This window comes from Aurantiacibacter luteus, from assembly GCF_001010945.1.
GTDB lineage: Bacteria > Pseudomonadota > Alphaproteobacteria > Sphingomonadales > Sphingomonadaceae > Alteraurantiacibacter > Alteraurantiacibacter luteus.
Map to the genome: position 1 here is coordinate 1 of NZ_LBHB01000006.1, position 18,020 is coordinate 18,020.

The 18,020-nt window shown below is 66.6% G+C and carries 19 protein-coding genes; all 19 read right to left on the reverse strand.

What is annotated here, in order from left to right:
• A partial coding sequence (locus AAW00_RS13745; RefSeq protein ID WP_194294386.1) for an Ig-like domain-containing protein occupies positions 1–1,870 on the reverse strand: 1,870 nt, incomplete at its 3' end.
• Between the two features lie 496 nt (positions 1,871–2,366).
• The gene (locus tag AAW00_RS13750; protein WP_052761975.1) at positions 2,367–3,014 is read right to left on the reverse strand and encodes a M23 family metallopeptidase; all 648 of its coding nucleotides are present in this window, start codon (positions 3,012–3,014) and stop codon (positions 2,367–2,369) included.
• A gap of 142 nt (positions 3,015–3,156) precedes the next feature.
• Entirely contained in the window at positions 3,157–3,615 is a 459-nt protein-coding gene (locus tag AAW00_RS13755) for an A24 family peptidase (RefSeq protein ID WP_047005034.1), read from the reverse strand.
• A gap of 10 nt (positions 3,616–3,625) precedes the next feature.
• On the reverse strand, positions 3,626–4,504 hold the full coding sequence (locus tag AAW00_RS14405) for a tetratricopeptide repeat protein (protein WP_052761976.1): 879 nt from the start codon (positions 4,502–4,504) through the stop codon (positions 3,626–3,628).
• Between the two features lie 4 nt (positions 4,505–4,508).
• On the reverse strand, positions 4,509–5,483 hold the full coding sequence (locus tag AAW00_RS13765) for a type II secretion system F family protein (protein ID WP_047005035.1): 975 nt from the start codon (positions 5,481–5,483) through the stop codon (positions 4,509–4,511).
• A 1-nt stretch (position 5,484) separates the two neighbouring features.
• On the reverse strand, positions 5,485–6,486 hold the full coding sequence (locus tag AAW00_RS13770) for a type II secretion system F family protein (protein ID WP_047005036.1): 1,002 nt from the start codon (positions 6,484–6,486) through the stop codon (positions 5,485–5,487).
• The gene (locus AAW00_RS13775; protein ID WP_082125107.1) at positions 6,486–7,904 is read right to left on the reverse strand and encodes a TadA family conjugal transfer-associated ATPase; all 1,419 of its coding nucleotides are present in this window, start codon (positions 7,902–7,904) and stop codon (positions 6,486–6,488) included. Before AAW00_RS13775 ends, AAW00_RS13770 begins: the two co-directional genes overlap by 1 nt.
• Positions 7,901–9,085: a CpaE/TadZ family protein gene (locus tag AAW00_RS13780; protein ID WP_047005037.1), complete on the reverse strand. Its 1,185-nt coding sequence runs from the start codon at positions 9,083–9,085 to the stop codon at positions 7,901–7,903. Before AAW00_RS13780 ends, AAW00_RS13775 begins: the two co-directional genes overlap by 4 nt.
• A 26-nt stretch (positions 9,086–9,111) precedes the next feature.
• Complete coding sequence (locus AAW00_RS13785) at positions 9,112–9,765, reverse strand: TadE/TadG family type IV pilus assembly protein (protein ID WP_241461749.1); 654 nt, start codon at positions 9,763–9,765, stop codon at positions 9,112–9,114.
• A 2-nt stretch (positions 9,766–9,767) separates the two neighbouring features.
• Entirely contained in the window at positions 9,768–10,310 is a 543-nt protein-coding gene (locus AAW00_RS13790; protein ID WP_206539337.1) for a TadE/TadG family type IV pilus assembly protein, read from the reverse strand.
• On the reverse strand, positions 10,310–12,004 hold the full coding sequence (locus AAW00_RS13795) for a pilus assembly protein TadG-related protein (protein ID WP_047005040.1): 1,695 nt from the start codon (positions 12,002–12,004) through the stop codon (positions 10,310–10,312). Before AAW00_RS13795 ends, AAW00_RS13790 begins: the two co-directional genes overlap by 1 nt.
• 9 nt (positions 12,005–12,013) lie before the next feature.
• Positions 12,014–12,310, reverse strand: coding sequence for a hypothetical protein (locus tag AAW00_RS13800; RefSeq protein ID WP_052761978.1), 297 nt, complete (start codon positions 12,308–12,310; stop codon positions 12,014–12,016).
• Positions 12,300–13,712, reverse strand: a complete 1,413-nt coding sequence (locus tag AAW00_RS13805; protein ID WP_047005041.1) for a type II and III secretion system protein family protein — start codon at positions 13,710–13,712, stop codon at positions 12,300–12,302. Before AAW00_RS13805 ends, AAW00_RS13800 begins: the two co-directional genes overlap by 11 nt.
• Before the next feature lies 1 nt (position 13,713).
• Positions 13,714–14,649 (reverse strand): Flp pilus assembly protein CpaB, encoded by a 936-nt coding sequence (gene cpaB / locus AAW00_RS13810; RefSeq protein WP_047005042.1) that lies wholly within the window; start codon positions 14,647–14,649, stop codon positions 13,714–13,716.
• 92 nt (positions 14,650–14,741) lie between these two features.
• Positions 14,742–15,002, reverse strand: coding sequence for a Flp family type IVb pilin (locus tag AAW00_RS15470; RefSeq protein ID WP_047005043.1), 261 nt, complete (start codon positions 15,000–15,002; stop codon positions 14,742–14,744).
• A 407-nt stretch (positions 15,003–15,409) separates the two neighbouring features.
• The gene (locus AAW00_RS13820) at positions 15,410–15,649 is read right to left on the reverse strand and encodes a hypothetical protein (RefSeq protein WP_047005044.1); all 240 of its coding nucleotides are present in this window, start codon (positions 15,647–15,649) and stop codon (positions 15,410–15,412) included.
• A gap of 84 nt (positions 15,650–15,733) precedes the next feature.
• Positions 15,734–16,558 (reverse strand): hypothetical protein, encoded by an 825-nt coding sequence (locus AAW00_RS13825; RefSeq protein ID WP_052761980.1) that lies wholly within the window; start codon positions 16,556–16,558, stop codon positions 15,734–15,736.
• A 4-nt stretch (positions 16,559–16,562) separates the two neighbouring features.
• Positions 16,563–16,964, reverse strand: a complete 402-nt coding sequence (locus tag AAW00_RS13830; RefSeq protein WP_047005045.1) for a hypothetical protein — start codon at positions 16,962–16,964, stop codon at positions 16,563–16,565.
• Between the two features lie 134 nt (positions 16,965–17,098).
• Positions 17,099–17,701 (reverse strand): J domain-containing protein, encoded by a 603-nt coding sequence (locus AAW00_RS13835; protein WP_047005046.1) that lies wholly within the window; start codon positions 17,699–17,701, stop codon positions 17,099–17,101.
• Positions 17,702–18,020 lie beyond the last annotated feature (319 nt).

Consider the following 18,020-nt stretch of genomic DNA (forward strand, 5'->3'; position numbering starts at 1 on the left):
AGCCCTCTTCGCCGCTGCCGGGCGTGTAGGTAAACGTGCCGTCGCCGTTGTAGGCCAGCGTGCCGGTGCCCGAGAGGCTGCCGGCCACCGCCGCCACCGCGCCGTCGGCAACGCCGTCCGCGCCGGGCACGTCGTTCGCCAACACGTCCACCGTGATCGCCGCGTTCTCGGTTCCCTGGCTGGCGCTGTCGTCCAGAGCCATCGGCACGTCGTCGACGATGGCGATCACCAGGGTATCAGCCGCGGTGTCGCCGTCGAGATCGGTCACGACGATGTCGATGTCTACCGTCGTGTCGTCGCCGCTGGTGTTGTCGCCAAGTGTATAGGTGTAGGTGATCGTGCCCTGCCCGGTCACCGGGTCGTAGGTGTACCCGGTGACGATCAGCGTGCCTTCGGCGTTGTTCACCACCGTCTGCGGCAGGTTGCCGGGAGTGATGGTCACGCCTTCGATAGTGACGCTCTGAACCCCGTCGGTCGACACGAACGTGATCGTCCCGCCGGTCTGCTCGGAGGTGTCGCTGTTGTTATTAGCGATGTCGTCGGCGATTTCGCCCGTGCCGGGGTTTACACCGCCGCGCGGAGGCAGGCCGCCTTCGTCGACCTGCGTCGCCTCGCCGACCGAGGGCAGGGAAATGGAATTCGGCGCGTCGCCGATGGTGATCACGAGCGTTGCCGCCGAGGTGCTGCCGTCCTGGTCGACGACGGCGTAATCGAAGCTTTCCTGCACGCCGCCGGGCGTGTTCACGCTGCGCACGTAGCTGTAGCTGCCGTCGGCGTTCAGCGTCAGGGTGCCGTACTGGCCTTGCAGCGTGGCTCCGGGAGCAGCGTTGGTGCCTCCGCGCGAGAAGCCCAACACGCCGCCGGCCGTGGCAAAATCGTCCGCGCCGGACAGGTCGTTCGCCAGCACATTGCCAGTGATCGCGGCATGGCTTCCGCCCGGTACCGCGCCCGCATCGTTGGCCGCCGCCGGACCGTCGTCGACGATCTGCACGGTGAGGTTGGCGGTCGCGGAATCGCCGTCGCGATCGACCACGCGAACGACGAAGAAGGGATCGCTGGTGCCGCCGACGCTGTTGTCGGCCAGGACATAGGTGAACCCGATCGTGCCACCCGCCAGGTCGATGCTGGTGATGGACATCGTACCAAGCGGCGAGGTGAAGGTCTGGCCGACCGTCGTCACCTGCACATCGTTGATGAAGATCGCCGAGACCCCGTCGGGCGAAGCGAAGCGGATCGTGCCGCTCGCGCTCTCGGACGAGCTGGCCGCATCGCTTCCCTGCGGCTCGGACGGATTGCCGCGCACCGGCAAGCCGCTTTCGGAGACGATGGCGATGGCATTCTCGACGCCGACCGGATTGTCGGGAGTCTCGATGACAACCGTGGGCTCGCGGTCGAGGAAACCGGGAATGATCTCGCGTTCGACCTGCTCGGCACGGGGCAGCTCGGTATAGGGCAGCAGGTCGCCGAGATCGAAGGCGGACTGGATGGAGCCCGGGTCGTAGGCGAAGTTGCCGCCGGAGCTGGGCGTCTGGATGACGGCGGGTTCCGGCTCGTTGCCGATCAGGAGCGCGGCGACGTTGGCCGGGGGGATCGGCACGCCATCGACGATGAGCTGGGGCACGATGATCGCACCGTCCGGAACCACGAGGCGCGTCCCGTCGCTGAGCACGATGACGAGATCGCTGCCCTGGACCTCGAGCGTATCGATGGTGAGACCGGGGGGGATGACGACGGCGTTGTCGGCGCCTGCGCGCACGACCGATGTTGCCTGCTTCGCAACCGGCTTGGCCTGCCCGGATGCTTCGCCCGTCCAGTCTGCGGCACCGCTGGTGCCGAGGCCATTGTCGAAACCGTTCAGTTCTTCGCTCATCGTATTTCCCCCCAGGCGCGAGGGAGCGAAGTCTGCGCCGCCCCCCAGCGGTGTATCGGATGCCCGGCCGAACGACCGGCGGGACAGACGAATACAGCGGGGACCAAACCACCAAAGAAAGATGGTTTCAAGGTCGTTAAGCATACCGCTGCGTATGCAGGCCGAAGCAGAGCAGCGGCCTCACGTCTTAATCGGCGAAATATCGCTGATATGTATGGGCTTTTCAGGGAATCAAGCTGCGATGTCGGGTTCGGAAAGACCGATCTTTCCTGCGATCGTGTCGGAACGGAACAGGAAAACTTCGACCGGGAAAGGTTAATTCAGCGGCCGTGTTTCAGGGCCTTGCAAGTATCTGCCGAGTCGCAATTGCGAGTCGCAAGTCAAAGGGCAAGCCGAGGGAAGTTCGTGCGCGCCCGGCTAATGCCACACGCAGCGAAGGATTCGCGACGGGAATCATTCTGCCAGAGTTTTACTTCCGCGCCGGCCCGCAGCCCCTTTAGCGCAGCGGATCGACCGACTGGCCGCCCATGCGGACTTCGTAATGCACGTGGGGGCCGGTGGAATTGCCGGTCGAGCCCGAGCGGCCGATTACCTGTCCCTGCATCACGCGGTCGCCCGGCCGCACGGCGATCGAGGACAGGTGGGCATAGCGGGTTTCCATGCCGCCCCCGTGGTCGAGCGCAACCATCAGGCCGTAACCGCCCCACCACGACGCCATCTCCACCACGCCGTCCGACGTGGCCACCACGGGTGTGCCGCTGGCGACGGCGAGGTCCACGCCATGATGGCTCGCACCGCGACCGCTGACGGGGTGGACGCGGTAGCCGTAATCGCTCGACAGGCGCGCCCCGGAAACCGGCAGGCCGGAGGGCAGGCCCCCGCCCCCGACAACTGCCCCGCCTGCGCGCGGGCGCGAGCTGACGAACCGCACGGTCGTGGCAGTGCCAGTGGTGCTCGTGCGCTGCGCGTAGCGCGGAGCGCCGGCGATGGTATCGAAACCCACCCGGATGCGCGGCGCCGGAGTGGCGGGTTCAACCTGCGCCTCGGCACCGGCGGGCGCCGGAGCGTAGGTCGCGGCGGCGGGATGGTCGGCATTGTCGGTGAGGCCGGCGGCACGCTCCTGCGCCAGAGCCGCGAAGGGCATTGCCAGAGCTGACACGGCAAACATCACAATGACGCGTTTCATGGATCCCCCCAACCCGTCCGGCCCGCATAGCGAGTCGAACGAGACATCGGCCTTGTAACACATCCCGGCCCGACCTGACAGCCACCGCGGGGCGGGGCTGTCAGGCGGGCGCGTCGCCCATGTAAGTCATTATGGCCAAGGCGATGGCCCCGGCAGCTATGGCCATGCCGTAGGGCAGCGCCGCGAGCCGCTCCCGGCGCTTCTTTTTCGACGGCGTGAGGCTGAAAGCGAGGACCAGCACCACGCCTGCGAGCGCGGTGTAGAGCGCCAGCATGGGCGCCTGCACCAGCGGAAACCAGACGGCGGCGGCGGCGTAGAACTTGGCGTCTCCCCCGCCCCACATCCCGAACCGGAACAGGACCATCGCGGCCACCAGCGCAAGCGCGAAGTGGGCGAGGTGCAGCAGCGTGCCCTCAACCGTGGAGGTGGCGACGGCGAAGCCCACCCCTGCCACCAGCACGACGAGGTTGAGCAGGTTGGGGATGCGCCGCGTCAGCAGGTCCGTAGCGGCGCAGGCAAGCGCCAGCACGACCAGCGCGCCCAGTTCGACCGTACTCATGCCGGTGCGATCAGCCGGGCGTGCGCAGGCGCACGGTGACCGGATAGGCCGCCCGTTCGGGCGAACGCAGCGTGCCACTCACTCGGACGCTGACGCGGCCGCGCTGGCTTGCGAAGCGCGATCCCGCGGCGACAGGCGCGGCAACCGGTGCGGGCCTGCGAGCGCCGTCGACCGTCGCGACGCGAACCGGCGCCTGGTCCCGGGTGGCGGCCATGCTGACCGGTTCCTCGATGCCAAGAGTTCGCGGCAACGGGCCCACGTGGACCACCGCAGGGCGTTCCTGCGCGGCGACGTTTACGCGGGCCGTCCAGTCGTCGCGGCTGGAGATGGCGACCTCGCGGGTGGACACGCGCTGCATCCGCTGCGCCCCCCCGGCCTCGAAACCGGCACCAAGCTCGGCCCCGACCTCGCGCGCCAGTTGCTCGAGCCGGATGTCATCGCCAAGGCTCGCTCCGGCTGGCGCGGGTGCGGCGGCCAGTTGCGGCTGGACGGCGGCAGCGGCACCGGCACGCGCGAGCTGGGCGGTGTCGAAGCGCGCGGCGTTGCGGGCGAAGCGCGCGTCCTGCGGCGCGGCAGCCACGGCCTGGCGGAAGTAGCGCTCGGCAAGGTCGTAGCGGCCCAGCCGGTCGTAGGCGACGGCCATGCCGTTGAAGGCCTCCCCGGCGAAATCGGGGTTGTAGCTCGCCTGCCGGAACGCCTCGATCGCGGCGGCCAGGCGATAGGCGGCCAGGTGGCGGCGGCCGTCATGGATGCGCTGGGCGAAATAGCTCGACATGTCGGGCGTCGAGGGTGCCCGCGCCTCGCTGTGGGCGGATTGCCACGGCATTCCCTGGCAACCCGACAGCGCGACCAGCGAAATGGCTCCGAGCAGGGCCTGTGTCGTCTTCATCTTTTCAACCCCCGGTCATCAATGGGAAAACGTCGCGCACCATGCGGATCGCGGCGGGCAGCATGATCACGCCGATCATGGTCGGCAGCATGAACACCACCAGCGGAATGGAGATCAGCACCGGCAGGCGGTGCGCCTTTTCCTCGGCGCGCATCCGGCGCTTCTCGCGCATTTCCTCCGCGTAGACGCGCAAGGTGGAGCTGACCGAGGTGCCCAGCTTGTCCGACTGGACGAGCAACGTGGTGAAGCTGCGGATCTCGTCCACCCCGGCGGCATCGGCCATGCGCTTGAAGGCCTCCTCGCGGCTGGCACCGGCGCGAAGCTGGAGGACCGCGGTGCCCAGCAGGGCGGCGACGAGCGGGTGCGAGGCGGCGGTCTCGCGCGCCACGCGGTCGAGCGCAGCCTCCACGCCGAGCCCGGCCTCCATGCAGACCAGCATGAGGTCGAGCGCGTCAGGGAAGCCATTGACGATCTGCTCGCGGCGGCGGTCGGCCCTGGCCTGGATGAACAGCGATGGCAGCATCAGGCCCGCGAGGCCGAGGATCGAGCCGAACAGGTACAGCGCCAGGAATCCCGGCGGTTCTTCCCGCGTCAGCGCGATAGCGAGGTAGAGGACGGGAAGGACGAAGACCAGCACCAGACGGATGAGCGTGTAGGCCCGCGGTGCGGCGGGCGACGGGAAACCGGCGGCGATCAGCTTTTCGCGCAGACGGTGGTCCTTGGTGTCGCCGAGGTGCAGCCCGGTGCGCTCCACCGCCTCGACGATGGAATTCCACGCCGCGCGCTTGTCCGTGCCGCGCAGCACGCTCTGCGTCTCGTAGGCGGGAGCGCTGGCGCGGATTTCCTGCAGGCCGCTGCGCACCGACGAGCGGCGGTTTATAAAGGCGAGCGCACCGAAGCTGCCGACCACGACGACGATGAACAGCCCCAGGAGGAGCGCCATCCGCAACACGTCGCTGGCGAGAATCTGTTCGAGCATGTCAGACCTTTATGTCGACCATCTTGCGGATCATCAGGAACCCCATGAGGTACATCACCATCAGCGAGATGAAGCCGATGATGAACGAGCGTTCACCCGCCACGCTGAGGTAGAATTCAGGGTTGACCAGGAACATGCCCACGAAGGCGAAGATCGGCAGCGCCGTCAGCAGCCAGCCGGTCATCCGGCCTTCCGAACTCAGCGCCCGCACCTTGAGGAACAGCGAGGCGCGCGCGCGGATGACGGTGGAGAGGTTTTCCAGGATTTCGGCCAGGTTGCCGCCGGTTTCCGACTGGACGGTAAGGGAGACGACGAACATGCGGATATCGTCCGAATCCCAGCGCTCGGCCATGTCGGAAAGCGCATCGGTGAGGTTCGAGCCGTAGCTGATCTCGTCCGATACCAGGCCGAACTCGCTGCCGATGGGGTCTTCCATCTCCATCGTCAGCAACGACAGCGCCGAGGCGATGGGATGGCCCGCCTTCAGCGCGCGCACGAAGACGTCGAGCGCGATGGGGAACTGCTGTTCCACCCGCCGCCGCCGCCGCGACGCCATCGCCGAGAGCACCATGAGCGGGATGAAGATCCCGATGCAGGCCGATATCACGACCGAAAGCAGCAGCACCCCCGCCGTCGCCTGGAATTCGGTCGAGGCGATGCCGATGAGGATGAGGAAGAACACGACCAGCGTCAGCACCGCCATCGCGAACAGCACCTGGCCCAGCGAATAACTGATGCCCGATCCGCTGACCGCGCGCTGGATGCCCGTGAGCGGCAGGCGCAGGATGGCCGGCAAGCCGCTGAAATCGCTGCCTTGGTTCTTACGCAGCAGGGCCACCACGCTTTCGCGGTTCATGCCCCGCTTGATGTAGCTCAGCCGCTTGTTGACCGCACGCGTATGGGCGCTGCGCGACCACGCCTGGTTGAGCACCAGCTGGACGACCAGGAAGATCGAGGCGAAAATCGCCAGCAGCACTCCGATGCGCAGGAGATCGTCGCTCATCAGCCGATCCTCAGGTCCGGGCGGAACAGTTCGGCCGACAGGTTGATGCCCGCAGCCTTGGCGTGTTCGAGGAACTTGGGCCGGATGCCGGTCGCCTCGAAATCGCCCACGACCTTGCCGTCTTCGGTGCGGTCGGTGATCTTGAAGCGGAAGATATCCTGCATCGTCACCACGTCGCCTTCCATGCCCGTTACCTCGGACAGGCTGAGCACCTTGCGGCGACCGTCGGACAGGCGGCCCACCTGCAGCACCACGTTGATGGCCGAGGCGATCTGCGAGCGGCTGGATTTCGAGGTGATGTCGATCCCGCTCATGCCGATCATCTGTTCAAGACGCGAAAGCGCGTCGCGCGCGGTGTTGGCGTGGACCGTGGTCATCGAGCCATCGTGGCCGGTGTTCATGGCCTGCAGCATGTCGAAGGCTTCGCCCGCGCGCACCTCGCCCACGATAATGCGGTCGGGCCGCATGCGTAGGGCGTTCTTCACGAGGTCGCGCTGCGTCACCTCGCCGCGGCCCTCGATGTTGGGCGGCCGGGTTTCCAGCCGGGCGACGTGTTCCTGCTGCAGCTGTAGTTCGGCGCTGTCCTCGATGGTGACGATGCGCTCGCGCTCGTCGATGAAGGAGGACATGGCGTTGAGCATGGTCGTCTTGCCCGAGCCCGTGCCGCCCGAGATCAGCACGTTGCGGCGCGACCTGACGACGGCGGCGAGCACTTCGGCCATCGCCTCCGGCACCGATCCCAGCTCGACCAGCCGGTCGATACCGATGCGCTTCTTCGCGAACTTGCGGATCGACAGCAGCGAACCGTCCACCGCGAGCGGGGCGACGATGGCGTTGACGCGGCTGCCGTCGGCAAGGCGCGCATCGACGAAGGGCGAGCTCTCGTCCACCCGGCGGCCGACCGCGCTGACGATCTTCTGGATGATCCGCATCAGGTGCTTTTCATCCTTGAATTCGGTCCTCACCCGCTCCAGCAGGCCGTGGCGTTCCACGAACACGTCCTTGGGCCCATTGACGAGGATGTCGGTGACGTACTCGTCCTGTAGAAGCGGCTCGAGCGGGCCGAGGCCGAACAGTTCGTCGAGAATGTCGTCGATCAGGCTGTCGCGCTCGGCCCGGTTGACGACCTCGTTCTCCTCCATCAGCAGTTCCGAGACGATATCGCCGATGCCGCCTTTCAACTCCGCCCGCGAGATCTTGTCGAGCGAGGCGAGGTTGATCCGGTCGAGCAGCGCCTTGTGGATGGAGACCTTGAGCTCCAGCATCCGGTTGTCGCTCTGGCCCTGTCGCCCCGCGGTTGGAAAAACCGACGGCAGCGGGGACGGCGCGGGCGCACTGGCCGCATCGGGTTCGGCGGCCGTGTCGTTTGCTTCGCTCGCCGCGTTCCTGGCCGGCGATGTCTTGAGCGACCATTTCATTGCCTGCCTCCTGCCAGCGAGCGCAGCAGGCCATCCGCCAGTTCGCCCACGTCGAGCGCGAAGGGGTTCTTGCGGTTGCCCTGCGAGACCAGCCGTCCGGCATCGAGCGCCTGCGCCAGTTCGCCCTTGTCCTCGCGCACGGTCGCCACGACGTCCCGGCCCAGCGTGTCGGCCACGTCCTGCACCGTGATGCTGCTGAACCGGCTCTTGTTGGCGCGGTTGACGATCACGTCGACGCTGCGCTGGCCGATGCCGACATCGCGGAACAGGTCGAGGCAACGCCGCGCCTGGCGCAGGTTCGCCAGCGATTGCTCGACGACCATGACGATCCGGTCCGATTCCGCTGCGACCGACAGCGACCAGTTGGTCCACGCGGCCGGAAGATCGATCAGCACGAGGTCGAATTCGGCCTGCGCGAGCGAGACGATCTTGAGCAACTGCTCGGTCTCGACCTGCTCGATCGGCACGATCTCGGTCGGCGCGGAAATGAGGTAGACGCCGTCGCGCACGCGGCTGGCGATGTTCCTGACCATGTCGCCGTCGAGCCGCTGTTCGGCTTCCAGCAGGCTCAGCACCGACCGCTGGGTATCGACCCCGGCGTAGGCGGCGAGATGGCCCGCCTGCAGGTCGAGGTCGATCACGCAGCAGCGAATGGGCGTGGGGCTGCGCCGCGCCATCTCGTCGGCCAAGTGGAGCAGCACGGCGCTAGCCCCCGACCGGCCGAGCGCGCCGATCACGCACACGCTGGGCGCGAGCGAGGCAGGGCCATGACTGGCGAGCGCAGTCCCTATCGTATTGACCTGCTGGCCCAGCGCCTCGGGTTCGAGCGGCAAGGCCGCGACATCGCTGATGCCGTGGCGCAGCAGGGCACGCATCAGGGCGATGTCGGCATTCTCCACCGCCGCGATCACCGGCAGGTCCGGTCGCGCGCGCTTGACGCTCTCCAGCCGGTCGAGACTGGCGGGATTGCCCGCGTCCACCTCCAGCACCAGAACGTCCGCGTGGCGCAGGATGTCGGAGGGAACCGCGTCGCGCGGACCTACGGCGCAGGTCCTGAGGTCCGGCAGCGAGGTCCAGGCGCTGTTGCCGGCCGCCGCAAGCCAAGCCGGATCGCAGGCCAGCACGGTGCGGATCGAGAAGCCGGTCGCGGTTTCGGGGTCGAGGTTCAAGGTGTCCTTCATGGCGTCGTCAGGTCGCTTCAATCCGCTTATCCCTGACCGTCTTCGAGGGTCAGCGAATAGGCCTGGTCGGGCAGGCCAAGGGTGCCGAAACCGGCAAGAAAGATCGGCCTGAAGGCCAGACCGCGCACGCTCACCGTCACGATCGGCGAGACATCGGGCCCGTTGGGATCGCCGGCATAACCGAGCCCCGACCATTCGTAGGTGACGACCACGTTGTCCGCGTCGGCCCGGGGTTGCAGTTCGTTGACCCGCGCGACGATCGCGCCGAAGGCATTCTGCGCGGCCGTGTTGCCAGCGGTCACGACGCTGAACGGGGCGCTCGTCGGCGTGCAGGCCAAGGTTCCGCCGGGTGCCGAGCAGGTAATTGTCGGGAACAGGCTCTTGGGGACGGGAGACCCCTGAGCGACGTTGCTGGCGAGCGCGAAGCTGTAGCACTGCAGCCCCGGCGTGCGGTTGTCGTTCGCCGCGCAGCCGATGTCGCCGCCGGGGATCGTGTTGCTGACCACGGCCAGCCGCGCTCCCGCCTGGGTCGCCTTTTCGCTTTCGTTGACCGCCCAGATGAAGCGGCCGACGTCGATCGTGCCGAGCAGGAACAGCAGGAAGGTGGGCAGCACCAGGGCGAACTCCGCCGCGCTTGCGCCGTGGTCGCTGCGCCACAGGGCGCGCAGGGGCACGGGCACGCTCATACTCCCATCACCGCCGCCTGCGCCTGCCCGCGTACCACCGCGCCGCTGGTGTCGAACCCGAGCGTGCCGAGGATGGAATTGTAGGTGACGCGCGCATTGACCAGCACCCGCGGAACGTTCCCTCGCTCGCGAAAGATGCCGTTGTTGTGGTAGGTGGTGGTGTCGCTGCTGCTGGGGCAATCGACCGTCACCGCGAACACATCCCCCTGGCGCGCGGTGAATCGCGGCGTGCCGGTGCCTTCCGGATTGCCGAAGCGCATGACGTTGCGGATAGCATCGACGTTGCTGATCACTGTCGGGGTTGTCTGGAAATTGCCCACGACGGTGCCGCTCGTGCAGTCGTAGGCGGAATAGCTGAGCCGCCCGGCAAACCGCGCCCCCTCGCGCGCGCTTTTCAGCACGCGGTGTTCGGCCAGCAGGTAATTGCCGCCTTCGAAGGTGGTGAAGATCAGCGCGAACATCATCGGCAGGATCAGCGCGAACTCGGCCGCGGCGGCGGCGCGGCTGTCGCTTGGCAGGAGGCGGAGGGCGCGGCGCATCATTCCACCAGATACGGCATGTCGCGCCGGATGGTTTGGAGGTTCGTACCGCTCGAACCGCCGATATCGGTTCGGCCGATCAGTTCGACATAGACGTCGGTGTTCTCGGTATACTTGATGTTACAATCTGTGCCGCCCGGTCCGCCTCCGCCGCCCGGTCCGCACCGATTGCGGGCGATGATCGGTTCGACCATGAAGATGTCGATCCAGGTCGTGACCGGCAGCTCACGATTGTTCAGGTTGGTCGGTCCGTTGGCCGGATTGGTAAGTGCCTTGCAATTCAACACGGCCACGCTCAGCCGACGTCGATCGAGGTCGGTGCCAGGGACTCGGCCATACGGCGATGCCGCCAGGGCCCGCTGCTGCCCGGCTTGCGGCTGGGCATAGGCCGACTGCCCCCCTCCGGCTGATCGCACGACGTTCGGCAAGGTGCCAGCCGCGATGCGTTCGGCTTCCCATCTGTAGACCTGATAGCGCGTGGGATAGGTGTTTCGCGAAACCGCCTGATAGGAATTCGTCGCTATCGTGCCGGAGGGATAGGCCGTGCCGAAATTCGAGCGCCAGTAGGCGTTGATATCCCACTGGCCGTTACCCATGCGGCTTGGGTTGACACCATTAAAGGAGCACACGCCGCTGTTCGACACAGCGTGACACATATCGCGGGGATGTCCCATGATGCGCGGAAATGTTCCACTGCCGAACTGACTGTCGTACGTTGCGTTGGTCAGCGGGCGATAGGCTTCCGTGTTGAAATTGAACTTGTTGCCTTCATGCACGGCCCAGGTGCTGTTGTTGCCGTTGCTCCGCACCAGGTCCTTGCGCACGTTGACCGAAGGCGAGCACTGGCCGTTTACGCCGCCGATATCGGGACAGGCACCGCCGCTGCCGAGCATATCGAAGCGCGTGTTGATAGCGTCCATGACGCTCGCGGTGAGGCCTTCCTTCGTTTCCACCCCGTCGATCGAAACGCAATCGCCGCGCCGCACGTCCCAGCCCAGAGCAGCTCGCAACTGGTTGGCTGCATTGCCCGATCCGGTTTCCAGGAAGCCGAAGGTGCCGGGCTCGTAAGCGGTATTGGCGACCAATTGCATGCCAGCGCCGACGTTGTTCTCGACATCGAAAGGCAGCAGGATGTTGGTGTTACTGGTCGGCTCCGCCGGATTGCAGACCATCAGCGGCGGCACGCGGCAGATGGCGCTGCCGATCCCGGCCATCGCGCGGGCGCGCATGTTGCCGGAATTGAAGGCATCGACGACGGGAGTCAGCGCATAGCGGGCAACGCGCGGAGTGGTCACCACTTCCACGAAGCGCGCCTGGGCATCGGTCGTGGCGGCCTGTGTCCTGTCGCGGTCCTGCCAGAACCGGATGAAACCCGTGGCATCGCAACTGGGTTCGGGGTCGAAGGTGACCGCGGCCCCGTCGGGATCGCCGTCGTTGGCGAGCAACGTCACGTTGCGCAGCATCCCGACCGCCGCGGCGCTGGCGCGTGAGCAGGCGCCCGACGACTTGTCGAGCTGCGAGGCGGCGGCCAGCGCGGCCTGGTCGGCACCGTTCTGCAGCTCGCTGTGCATTCCGGCCATGCGCGCATAGTCGAAGCCGACACCGGCAATCGCCACCAGCCCGAGCACCGCGATGGCATAGGTCGCGGCGATCGCGCCTCTATCGTCCGCTAGAAACGATACCCCCCGAGGCATTAGATCCCCCTATCCGCCGCCGCCGCCGCCGCCGCTGCCGACCGAGGTGGTATCCTCGGCCTGCGGCTGGACGACCTGGCGCAGGCGCACGCGCTCGGCAGCCTCGGCGGCCGATTCCGCACTGGTTTCGAGAGGTGTGTCGTACACCGGATCGGGATTGACGATCATGGCGGCAAAGGTCTGCTTGTTGGCCTCGCCAAAGCCCGCGACCTCGTCCAGCTGGCCCGACTGTGCGCTCCAGGTGCTGGCGCAGCCGCCCAGCAGCAGGACCGCGCCCGAGAAAGCCAGGGCTGTCTTAGTATTCATAGTCGCCTCCTTGCGGCGTGGCGGGAAGTTCGCTGGGCGCGGCCGGGCCAAGGTCGCGCGGCTGATAGACGTCGCCGTTCAGCAGCACGTCCGCGACATCGGGCACCGGCACGCGATCTGTCGGCAGGCGCACCTGGTCGGGCCGGATCGGCTGGACCAGGCGCGGCGTGACCACGATCAGCAGCTCGGTCTCGCCGCGCTGGTAGCGGGTCGAGCGGAACAGCGAGCCGATGATCGGCAGCGATCCGAGGATCGGCAACTGGTTGGTGGTCGCCTGCGTCTCATCGCGGAGCAGTCCGGCGATGGCGAAGCTCTCGCCGTCGCGCAGTTCCAGCGTGGTGCGCGCTCGGCGCGTCTGCAGGCCGGGCACGGTCAGGCCGTTGATCGTCACCGAGGCGCTGGGATCGATCGAGCTGACCTCCGGCGCGACCACCAGGTTGATCACCCCGTTGCCCAGCACCGTGGGCGTGAAGGCGAGGCTGACGCCGAAGGGCTTGAACAGCACGGTGATGACAGCACCGCCATCGTCGGCGGCACCGCCACCGCTCTGCGCGACCGGCACCGGGAATTCACCGCCGGCCAGGAACGAGGCGGTCTCTCCCGACAGCGCGACAAGCGTCGGCTCCGCCAGCGTGCGTGACAGGCCGTTGCGCTCGAGCGTGTCGAGATAGGCCTCGATGCTGACGTCGCCCAGTTCGAACAGCGCGCCGAAGACGCCGAAGGCATCGGCTACGGCGCTGCCCACCGCGGTATTCGGCAGGTCCACCCGCGGGGCGTTGCCCGTAGCGAGCCCGAAGTCGCCATTGCCGGAAAGCCCGAACCCGTTGACGCCGAGCTGTTCGCCGATGTTGCGCGTCACCTCGGCGAAGCGCACCTCCAGCATCACCTGCTGGCTGGAGCCGAGGCCGAGGAGGTTCACCACCTGCCCGTCACCCGCGTAGGCGGCGGCGAGGCGGGCGGCGCGGTCGGCGGCGCCGGGATCGTTGACCGTGCCCGACAGGACGAGCGCGCCGTTGGACAGGGTCACGTCGATATCCTGCCCCGGCATCAACTGTTCGATCTGACGGCGCACGCCATCGACGTCGGGGCCGACCGAGACGTCCATCACCGCGATCACGCGGTTGCTGCGGTCGTAAAGGGTCAGACTGGTGGTGCCCAGTTCCTTGCCCAGCACGTAGATCGAGCGTTCGGAGATCGGCAGCACGTCGGCAATCTCGGCGTTGCCGATCATCGCGCGGTCGATGGCCTCGCTGGTGGTGACGACCTGGCTTTTGTTGATGGGGACGATCAGCTCGCCCGCGTGAAGGCCGTAGCCGTCGTCGTACTGCTGTGCGGCCGCGGGTGCGGCGGCGAGCAGGCTGGCGCTGGCGGCAAGGCCGATGGCAAAGGTGCGAAGGCTCATGTCAGCGGCTCCCCAGGCGGCCGACCGGATAGTCGGTGGTATCGGTTCCGCGGATGACCTCCATCGAGCGGCCCGAGCGCACGGCAGGCGCCTGCGCGGGCGCGGCCTGCTGCGGCGCGGCGGCCACGGGGGCCTGCTGGATGATGATCGGCTGCTGCGCCGGCGCGGGCGCGGTGGCAGGCTCGCGCCGGCCGGCGAGGTAGATGCGCGAGTTGCCGAGATCACGGGTGGTCACCGTGGCGAGCTGGCCGGGCACCTGGTTTTCCACGTTGCGCAGGGCGAGCGAGAGCTGGCCCACGCGGTTTGCCAGCGTCAGCACCTGCGCGCCGCGCTGGTCGACCTCGACCACGGCGGTGCTGCCGGTGCCGGGCTCGGTCGCGGCCTCGCTGGAGACCTGGTCGATGGCGAGGACCTTCACGCCCTCCATGATGATGTCGACCATCTGGTCGGCGCTGCCCGCACCGTCGCCGGGGATCTGGCGGGTGAGCATGACGTCGACGATATCGCCGGGCCGCACGAATCCGGAAACGCCGGTGACGGGGCTGATCGGGATGGAGACGGCGCGTGCGCCGTTCTCGAGCAGGGCGGAAAGGACGGCGCGACCGCCGCTGCCGCTAACCTTGTCGGCCAGCACGGGCTCACCCGGCACGATGGGGCGCAGCGCCACGCGCCCGCCCTGCATGGCCTGTTCGATGCTGGTAAAGGCGCCCGCGGGCACCGAATTGGCCGGAAAGTTCTGAAGTCGCAGGTTTTCCTGCGTCAATGCCGAGCCGAATTCCATCGGCTGGCTGGCGACGACGATTCGCGTCTGGTTCAGCTCCTCAGCAATCTGCTGCTGCTTCTCTTCCTGTCCGGAAAACCAAGCGTTCGCAATGATTACCGCGAAGATACCCAATACTATTGCAACGGCCAGAATGGCCAGGTTGCGTCCCCCCATGATTTTCCCCCCGGAAACTCGCTGTGGAGTTTACTTACATCAAAAAAAAAGCCCCCGCGAGAAAATTCTCGCGGGGGCTTTTGTCACCTCTATTACGGCGTGGTGGTGCCGCCGCCGCTGCCGCCGGTGCCCGCGCAGCTGGTGTTGCCAGTCGGAGCGTTGGGGCCGGCGGTGCCCGTCGAGTTGTTGCACTCGTAAACGTCTTCGCCGGCGTCGCCGATTGCGGCCTGAACGTTGGCACCGAGGTACAGCGCAGCGGCGCCGATGCCGACGCCGACGACGGCGATGATCAGGGCGTATTCCGCGGCCGAAGCACCGGATTCGTCGGCGATGAAGTTCTTGATGAAGCTCATGATAGTTCTCTCTCGTTACTGGCGTATAACAAAACGGGACCGGCCTCTATTTCCGGTTGCCCATGCTGTCCGAGAAAATGGAACCCGGCGCCGACCCCCTGTTCGATTGGATCGGCCAGTTTCGACGCCGGGTAACGTCCCCCCTCTGACGCCGATAATTTTCTGCAAAAGCCGGGAACAAATCAACGAGTCGTTAAACTGCGATTTTATATCTCGGCATTCCAATGGGTTATCGGGCAGGTATCCTAACAATCTTGGTTATCGGCATTTTAACCATGCCGCAAACCGTCATCATTCCGGCACAGTTTCGCGCCGCGCGACTCGCATCGCCTTTCTGCTGCGGCAAACAAAAACGCGCCCGAATCGCAGTGATTCGGACGCGCCTCACGTAAAAGAGAGTATCGCCGTCAGGCCGGTTGCAGCCTACGTTCCAGCTTGCGGATCGCGAACATAGGCACGATCACCGACAGCGCGATGCCCGCCAGCGAGCAGAAGCCCAGCCAGATCGCCATCAGCGTGCCGCCCGCTTCGTACATCGCGTAAAGCACCGGCACGGCAAGAACGATGCCCCGGATCTCGTTCAGCGCCAGCAGAAACGCGGCGGAACGCAGGACGAGGCGGACGATGGCAAAGCGGCTCTCGGTCATGGGGGACGATATGGGCACAATTGGTAAACATCGCGTTAGCTCGCTGCGCGCCCTGCTGGCTCCGTGGCTGCCCCGTCCGAGAATTTATACGATGCGACCGCCAGTTGTTTCCAGACACTTGACGATTTTTTCCCGCTCCAGCCCGGCCAGCCGCAGGTCGGTGGCAAGGAAGATGCGGCCCTTCTTGAGCTGCTGCTCGAGATGATTGGCGGCGTAGTCCTCCACATCGAGGTCGCTCAGCATCGCCGCCATTGCCGCGCCGGTCGCGCCGATGATGCCGCCTGCCGCCGCGACCGCGCTGTAGGCCGAGGCCAGCACAGCGCCCGCCGCCGCCACTGGCCCTAGGCCCGGGATCACCAGAATGCCGATGCCCAGCGCCGCGCCGGCCACGCCTCCGCCGGTGACGGAGGCGAGCACCGTGCGGGCCGAATGGCCCTTGGGCCAGGCGATGTCGGCCTGCATGAAGGCATTGGCGCGCCACAGCATGGACAACGCCTCTTGCGGGGCCCCTTCCTCCACCATGCAGTCGAACGCGGTCTCGGCCTTTTCCAGCGTCTCGTAGAGGGCGATGACCTGAGCGTGCTGTTCGGCCTCGTAGGCGCGGCGGGCCTTGTCGAAGGCCGTGGCAAAGGCGGCGCGCTTGGCCTCGCCCGCGAAGATCGCTCGCACGCCCGCTGCATTGCGCAACTCGATCACGCTTGGGCTGGGATCGTTGTTGTGAAAGGTGCGGAGCAACTGCTCGAGGCTGGAGGGCGACAGCTTGCGGTCGGTGGCGCGGTTGATCCACTCGATGCGCTCGGGCTGCGGATGGTCTGGAGCCAGAAAGTTCAATGCGACGAGCTCGGCCAACTTGACGACGTAGCAGTTGCTCGCCGTGACCTGCTCGATATCGTCTGCCCCCCGCGCCAATGGCTTACCTGAGGTCCTGGCAGGTGGCGCTGATGCAGGCCGTGCCCGGCGCGGGGATGAGCTCGCCGCTGATCCTGAGTATCCTGCCGTTGCCGAGGCGCCAGGTCGGCACGTCGAACCGGTCGAGGACATCGATGTTCCCGGCGATGGTATAGCCCACCGGCTCGGTCCGCGTCGCCGCAGCCCCGCCCGGCGTGCCCTGCCCGCCCCGCCCGGTCCGGCGCGGACTGGCGGCACCTCCCCGGCGCGCATTGGTGGCGGCAATCGCGTCCGCCGCGCCGCCCAGTGCTCCGCGCGTGGCATTGCCGACCGAGCGCGCCGCCGCGCCCGTCCCCCGCGAGCCCGACAGGACGGCCCCGGTCTCCGCCGCGTCCTGCGCAAAGGCGGTCACGGGAATCGCGGCCAAGGCGACGCCAAGTGCAAGTGCCAGAGATTTAAGCATAATGCCCCCGCTATGCTTGTTCCGATCATCTCCTTAACACATTTCGTCCATCCGGCCGGCAAAATCTTGTAAGAATACGACTCTGCGATTTCGCGCGTTCACTCCGCTGTCGCCGGCCCATTCTCGTTCATCATGCTGGTGATCCGCTTCTGCGCCTGGTTGTGCTTGCTGGTGGCAACGATGTGGTCGACGCCCGCGACGGTGATGACGAGCTTGCCCTCCTGATCGGTCTGCGCATAGCCTTTCTCCTTGAGGTACCAGGCGTGGAATTCGAAGCGGTCTTCCGCGCAGCCCAGCTTTTCCTGCAACAGCCAGCCGACCAGGCCCGCGTCGCCGGGATGCTCGCGGCGCTGCTTGTAGAGCGAGAGCAGGATGCGCTCGATCATCTCGGCATCCTCGATGGCCGCGTCAGCCTCGATCGACAGGTCGCCGAAGCCAGCGCCAAACCCTGCCGCATCGGACCGCGCACCGGGCCCGTCGGCCAAGCCCCGCTGGTTGTTGTAGAGCGCCCGTCGCTGCGGATCGCGCAGGAAGCCATAGGCCTCGACCACCTGCTGGAACCTATCGGGATCGGCGCTGGCGATGGTATCGGGATGGTAGCGCTTGGCCAGCCGGTGATAGGCCTGCTCAAGCTCGCGCCCGTCGACGAGCGGGTGCACCTGCAACAACGCATAGTAATCGGGAAGATCTTCGATCCGCACGCTAGCCGGCCCCCCTGGCTTGGTCGGCAGCCGCGCGCATTGCGCCGCTGCAATACCCTCCCGATACCGCGAGCACCGCCACGTTCCAACCGAAAACCATGCTTGATTAGCGAAAACAGTTCGATGATCGCGAGGCGACCTTGGCAAGGAGGAGCGCAGCAACGCTCTAGCGTGGTACCCCCAAGGCCCCAACGCGATACGGTTGAAATCGATGGCGGAGAGGGTGGGATTCGAACTGAAAAAATTACTCACTACTAAAACAGCGCATTTATGCGAATCAATCGTCCCTATACCCCAACCCTTACCCCGCTATTTCACT

What these genes read in the sequence shown, in the direction of transcription:
- AAW00_RS13770 (WP_047005036.1), bottom strand. Translation starts at nt 6,486, where the DNA reads ATGAGCGACGATCTCCTGCGCATCGGAGTGCTGCTGGCGATTTTCGCC.
- AAW00_RS13765 (WP_047005035.1), bottom strand. Translation starts at nt 5,483, where the DNA reads ATGCTCGAACAGATTCTCGCCAGCGACGTGTTGCGGATGGCGCTCCTC.
- AAW00_RS13755 (WP_047005034.1), bottom strand. Translation starts at nt 3,615, where the DNA reads ATGAGTACGGTCGAACTGGGCGCGCTGGTCGTGCTGGCGCTTGCCTGC.
- cpaB (WP_047005042.1), bottom strand. Translation starts at nt 14,649, where the DNA reads ATGGGGGGACGCAACCTGGCCATTCTGGCCGTTGCAATAGTATTGGGT.
- AAW00_RS13795 (WP_047005040.1), bottom strand. Translation starts at nt 12,004, where the DNA reads ATGCCTCGGGGGGTATCGTTTCTAGCGGACGATAGAGGCGCGATCGCC.
- AAW00_RS13775 (WP_082125107.1), bottom strand. Translation starts at nt 7,904, where the DNA reads ATGAAATGGTCGCTCAAGACATCGCCGGCCAGGAACGCGGCGAGCGAA.
- AAW00_RS13750 (WP_052761975.1), bottom strand. Translation starts at nt 3,014, where the DNA reads ATGCCCTTCGCGGCTCTGGCGCAGGAGCGTGCCGCCGGCCTCACCGAC.
- AAW00_RS13780 (WP_047005037.1), bottom strand. Translation starts at nt 9,085, where the DNA reads ATGAAGGACACCTTGAACCTCGACCCCGAAACCGCGACCGGCTTCTCG.
- AAW00_RS13800 (WP_052761978.1), bottom strand. Translation starts at nt 12,310, where the DNA reads ATGAATACTAAGACAGCCCTGGCTTTCTCGGGCGCGGTCCTGCTGCTG.
- AAW00_RS13790 (WP_206539337.1), bottom strand. Translation starts at nt 10,310, where the DNA reads ATGCGCCGCGCCCTCCGCCTCCTGCCAAGCGACAGCCGCGCCGCCGCC.
- AAW00_RS14405 (WP_052761976.1), bottom strand. Translation starts at nt 4,504, where the DNA reads ATGAAGACGACACAGGCCCTGCTCGGAGCCATTTCGCTGGTCGCGCTG.
- AAW00_RS13820 (WP_047005044.1), bottom strand. Translation starts at nt 15,649, where the DNA reads ATGACCGAGAGCCGCTTTGCCATCGTCCGCCTCGTCCTGCGTTCCGCC.
- AAW00_RS15470 (WP_047005043.1), bottom strand. Translation starts at nt 15,002, where the DNA reads ATGAGCTTCATCAAGAACTTCATCGCCGACGAATCCGGTGCTTCGGCC.
- AAW00_RS13805 (WP_047005041.1), bottom strand. Translation starts at nt 13,712, where the DNA reads ATGAGCCTTCGCACCTTTGCCATCGGCCTTGCCGCCAGCGCCAGCCTG.